The 4,140-nt window shown below is 61.3% G+C and carries 4 protein-coding genes; 3 read left to right on the top strand and 1 reads right to left on the bottom strand.

Annotated elements, in window-relative coordinates; translation table 11 throughout:
• The first annotated feature begins 166 nt into the window (after positions 1-166).
• The 3 genes from AC1DVH_RS27090 to AC1DVH_RS27080 are packed head-to-tail and all read left to right on the top strand — an operon-like array spanning position 167 to position 2,994.
• Positions 167-1,075: an ABC transporter permease gene (locus AC1DVH_RS27090; RefSeq protein WP_477756383.1), complete on the top strand. Its 909-nt coding sequence runs from the start codon at positions 167-169 to the stop codon at positions 1,073-1,075.
• The gene (locus AC1DVH_RS27085) at positions 1,072-1,920 is read left to right on the top strand and encodes an ABC transporter permease (RefSeq protein WP_477756382.1); all 849 of its coding nucleotides are present in this window, start codon (positions 1,072-1,074) and stop codon (positions 1,918-1,920) included. Before AC1DVH_RS27090 ends, AC1DVH_RS27085 begins: the two co-directional genes overlap by 4 nt.
• Before the next feature lie 18 nt (positions 1,921-1,938).
• Positions 1,939-2,994 carry an ABC transporter ATP-binding protein gene (locus AC1DVH_RS27080; RefSeq protein WP_477756381.1) on the top strand — a complete coding sequence of 352 codons (1,056 nt, stop codon included), beginning with the start codon at positions 1,939-1,941 and terminating at the stop codon, positions 2,992-2,994.
• A gap of 146 nt (positions 2,995-3,140) precedes the next feature.
• Here AC1DVH_RS27080 and AC1DVH_RS27075 read toward each other — a convergent pair whose 3' ends face one another.
• A complete protein-coding gene (locus tag AC1DVH_RS27075; protein WP_477756380.1) occupies positions 3,141-4,070 on the bottom strand; it encodes an AraC family transcriptional regulator in 930 nt (309 codons plus the stop codon).
• Positions 4,071-4,140 lie beyond the last annotated feature (70 nt).

Below are 4,140 nucleotides of genomic sequence, written 5' to 3'. Positions count from 1 at the left end.
ACACTTTGCCCCATGTGGGAGCGACCCCGCTCGCGATGACTGCTTGTCAGTCGCCAATGATGGCGACTGACACTCCGCTATCGCGAGCAAGCTCGCTCCCACATGGGGCAAAGTGACCTTGAGTCTTGTGTTTGTCAGCTGCTTTCCATTGACGAGACCCTTTGCTATGGAACACCAACCTCTGACTCATCCGCTGAGTGCCGCCCCAGTGCGCGCCGCTCGGGGTGTTTCGCCAACGACGCGCGCCTGGCTTTTCCTCTCGCCGTCGATGCTGTTTCTTGGCGTACTGATTGCCGCGAGCCTCCTGGTACTGCGCATGAGCGTGGGCACCAAAGGCGCGGAATGGTCCGGGTTCAGCCTGGCCAGTTACGCCCAGTTGCTGGAACCCTATTACCTCAAGTCGCTGATGCTGACCCTGCGCCTGGCGCTGATCAGCGCGGTGATCGCAGTGATCCTGGCGATCCCGGTGGCCTACACCATGTCACGCCTGACTTCGCCATTCGTGCGGCGGATCTTCCTGGCGGCAGTGTTGCTGCCCTTGCTGGTCAACCTGTTGCTGCAAAGCTACGGCTGGCTGGTGATCCTCGGCCCCGGTGGCATGCTCAACCAGGCACTGATGGGCCTGGGCCTGATCAAGCGCCCGATCATGCTGTTGTACAACCAGAACGGCGTGTTGATGGGCCTGGTGCAAACCGCCTTCCCGCTGGCCGTGTTGCCGATTGCCAGCGCCATGCGCGGCGTCGCCCGCAGCTACGAAGAAGCTGCCGCTACCCTGGGTGCGAGTCGCTTCCAGGTGTTCCGCCAGGTGGTATTGCCGATGAGTCTGCCAGGGATCATTACCGGTGCGACCCTGGTATTTGCCTACAACGCCAGCAGTTTCGTGGTGCCCTTGCTGCTCGGTGGCCGGCGCGTGCCGATGCTGGCGGTGATGGTGCATGACCAGATCGCCCCGCTGATGAACTGGCCCGCCGCATCCGCTGCCGGTGTGGTGCTGATCGTCACCACCCTCGCGATCATGACCCTGTCCGAATACATCACTGGCCGTCGTCGGCGCATGCTGGAGGCTTCGCAATGAGTACCCTGATCAAGAAGCGCCAGTCGCTGTTGCCGGGTGATACCGGCAAGTTTGCCGGCATCCTCTCGGGCTTCATCCTGCTGTTGGCGGTGCTACCGATCCTGACCATGATCGTGATGTCGTTCAGCGGCGCGTCGAACCTCGACTTCCCGCCAAGCAGCTACAGCCTGCAATGGTACAAGGCCGCCTGGCACACCTTCGTGTCGCCGGATGCCAGCGATGTGCTGAGCCTGGGCAAAGCCATGAGCACCAGCCTGATGGTGGCGTGCCTGACCATGGTCTTCGCCACGATCATCGCGGTGCCGGCGTCTTACGCGCTGACCCGTTGCGAGTTCCGTGGCAAAGCCGTGGCGCTGCAATTGATGTCGTTGCCCCTGGTGTTCCCGATGGTGGTATTGGGGCTGGCGTTGCTGCTGGTGTTCGACAGCCTGCCGTTTCAGATGACCACCTCGCGACTGGTGATTGCCCACGTGATCCTCGCGTTGCCGTTCGTGGTGAAGAACTGCACGGCAGCGATGCTCTCCATCGGCAGCGAAGTCGAAGAGGCCGCGCAAATGCTCGGCGCTTCACCGCTGCGAGCTATTGTCGATGTGGTGGTGCCGTTGATGAAGTCGGGGATCCTGGCGGGCATGCTGCTGGCGTTCATCGTCTCGTTCAACGAATTCACCGTGACCTACTTCCTCTACACCATCGATGTGATGACCGTGCCGATCTGGATGTACAGCCGCACCGTGTCTTCGCTCGACCCAACCGTATTTTCGTTTGCCGTGCTGATCGTGCTGATCGACTTCGTCCTGATCTGGGCGCTGGAGAAGCTGGTTGGTGAAGGTGGCGTTTCGTTCTGATTTCTTGAGGTGATTCACATGTCTGGTCTGATTCTGGAAAACGTCGAGAAACATTACGGCTCGGCCTGCGCGGTAACGGATGTGAACCTGCATTTGCCCGAGGGCAAACTGGTGTGTTTCCTCGGCCCTTCGGGCTGCGGCAAAACCACCTTGCTGCGCATGATTGCCGGCCTTGAAACCCTGACCGGCGGCGAAATCCGCCTGGACGGTGAAGACATCGGCAACACCCCGGCGCACCTGCGCAATTTCGGCATGGTGTTCCAGTCCCTGGCGTTGTTCCCGCACATGACCGTGGGTGAGAACATCGCTTATCCGCTGAAACTGCGCGGGGTCAGCAAGGCCGATCAGCAGGCGCGAGTGGTGGAGTTGCTGGAGCTGATCCAGTTGCAGCAAATGATTGATCGTCCGGTGGCCAAACTGTCCGGTGGCCAACGCCAGCGTGTGGCAATTGCCCGGGCGATTGCCAATCACCCGAAAATCCTCCTGCTCGACGAGCCGTTGTCGGCGCTGGACGCCAAGCTGCGCGAGTCGATGCAGGTGGAAATCCGTCAACTGCAACAGCGCCTGAACATCACCACCATCATGGTGACCCACGACCAGCGTGAAGCCATGACCATGGCCGATATCGTGGTCGTACTGGGTGAGCACAAGGTGCAGCAGGTGGGCACACCGATCGAGATCTACCGCCACCCGGCCAACGAGTTCGTCGCGGATTTCATCGGCTCGGGCAACATCTTCCCGGCCACGGTGCTGGGTAATGGCAAAGTCAGCTTGCCAGGCGGCGATGCGCTGCAAGTACCGATCTGCAGCAGCATTGTGGCTGGCGAAAAGGTGAAGATGCTGATTCGCCCGGAAGACCTGCAACTGTCAGCACCCCAGGCGACCGCGGGCAACCGCTTGCTGGGCAAGGTGACGTTCGTGCGCGATATCGGCGCGACCATCGAGACCACGGTGGAGTGTTCCGGGGTGTCGTTTACTGCGCTGAGCACGCCGTGCCAGGGCTTTGGCCTGAGCGTTGGGCATCCGGTGTCGGTGACCTTGCCGGTGGAGGCTTGCCGGGTGCTTGGCGCCTGATCCGGATTTGATGTTGTTTGTGCTGGCCTCATCGTCGGAACGCCGCCCGGACCAAGCTCGCTCCCACACTGGATCGGTGTACACCAGAACCCTGTGGGAGCGAGCTTGCTCGCGATGGGGCCGTTACTGCTTGCAAAGAATCAAGCTCAGACCGTCAACCGCAACCGCGCCAGATCCCTTAACGGCGGCGCCCCGAACAACCGGCTGTACTCCCGGCTGAACTGCGACGGACTTTCATACCCGACCCGATACCCCGCCGCCGAAGCTTCCAGCCCTTCGGCCAGCATCAACCGCCGCGCTTCCTGCAGGCGCAGCTGCTTCTGATACTGCAACGGACTCATCGCCGTCATCGCCTTGAAGCGGTGATGCAGGGTCGACACGCTCAGGTTCACTTCCTTGGCCAGATCATCAATGCGCAACGGCTGTTCAAAATTGCCGTTGAGCCATTTGATCGCCTGGCTGATGCGATGGCTCTGACTGTTGGCGATGGCGATTTCGTACAGCCGATGCCCCTGCTTGCTGCGCAACAGGCGATAGAGAATCTCCCTGCGAATCAGCGGCGCGAGCATGGCGATGTCTTTTGGCGTGTCCAGCAACCGTGCCAGGCGCAGCACGGCGTCGAGCATCGCGGTGTCGAGTTTTTCGACATACAGCCCGCGCCCGGTTGGCCGGGTGGGCACGCCGAGGGGGCCGGCGTCGGCGATCAGTGCGGTGATTTCCGTCGGGTCGATGTCCAGGCGCAGGGCCAGGATCGGTTCCTCAGGCGAGACATCCACCACCCGTCCACTGAGCGGCATCGAGACCGAGACCACCAGGTAGTTCAACGGGTCGTAATTGAAGTATTCATCGGCCAGCCGAACTTCCTTGCGCCCCTGGGCCATGATGCACAGCGCCGGTTGCGCCAGCCCCGGGGCGAACTCGTGGGACTGGCTGTGGCGTGACATGAACAGCGAGCCGATGGCCGTGGCATAACTGCCATCTTCGGCGGTGTTGCGGCGAATGATCGCCGCCAGTTCCGCACGTTGCTTTTCCATGTCGGTGTCCAGCGGGGCTTGAAAGTGATCGAACGACGACATGCGAGGCATCCTCGGCAAGGCATGAGTAATGGGCAGAGCATAAGTTTGTGCAAGCCGCAGCGGTAGACAC

The organism is Pseudomonas sp. P4_C3, from assembly GCF_056402075.1.
This window is presented reverse-complemented; position numbering and strand designations above follow the sequence as displayed.

Excerpts from the sequence above, each read along its gene's own strand:
- AC1DVH_RS27085 (WP_477756382.1), top strand. The coding sequence starts at position 1,072 with ATGAGTACCCTGATCAAGAAGCGCCAGTCGCTGTTGCCGGGTGATACC.
- AC1DVH_RS27080 (WP_477756381.1), top strand. The coding sequence starts at position 1,939 with ATGTCTGGTCTGATTCTGGAAAACGTCGAGAAACATTACGGCTCGGCC.
- AC1DVH_RS27090 (WP_477756383.1), top strand. The coding sequence starts at position 167 with ATGGAACACCAACCTCTGACTCATCCGCTGAGTGCCGCCCCAGTGCGC.
- AC1DVH_RS27075 (WP_477756380.1), bottom strand. The coding sequence starts at position 4,070 with ATGTCGTCGTTCGATCACTTTCAAGCCCCGCTGGACACCGACATGGAA.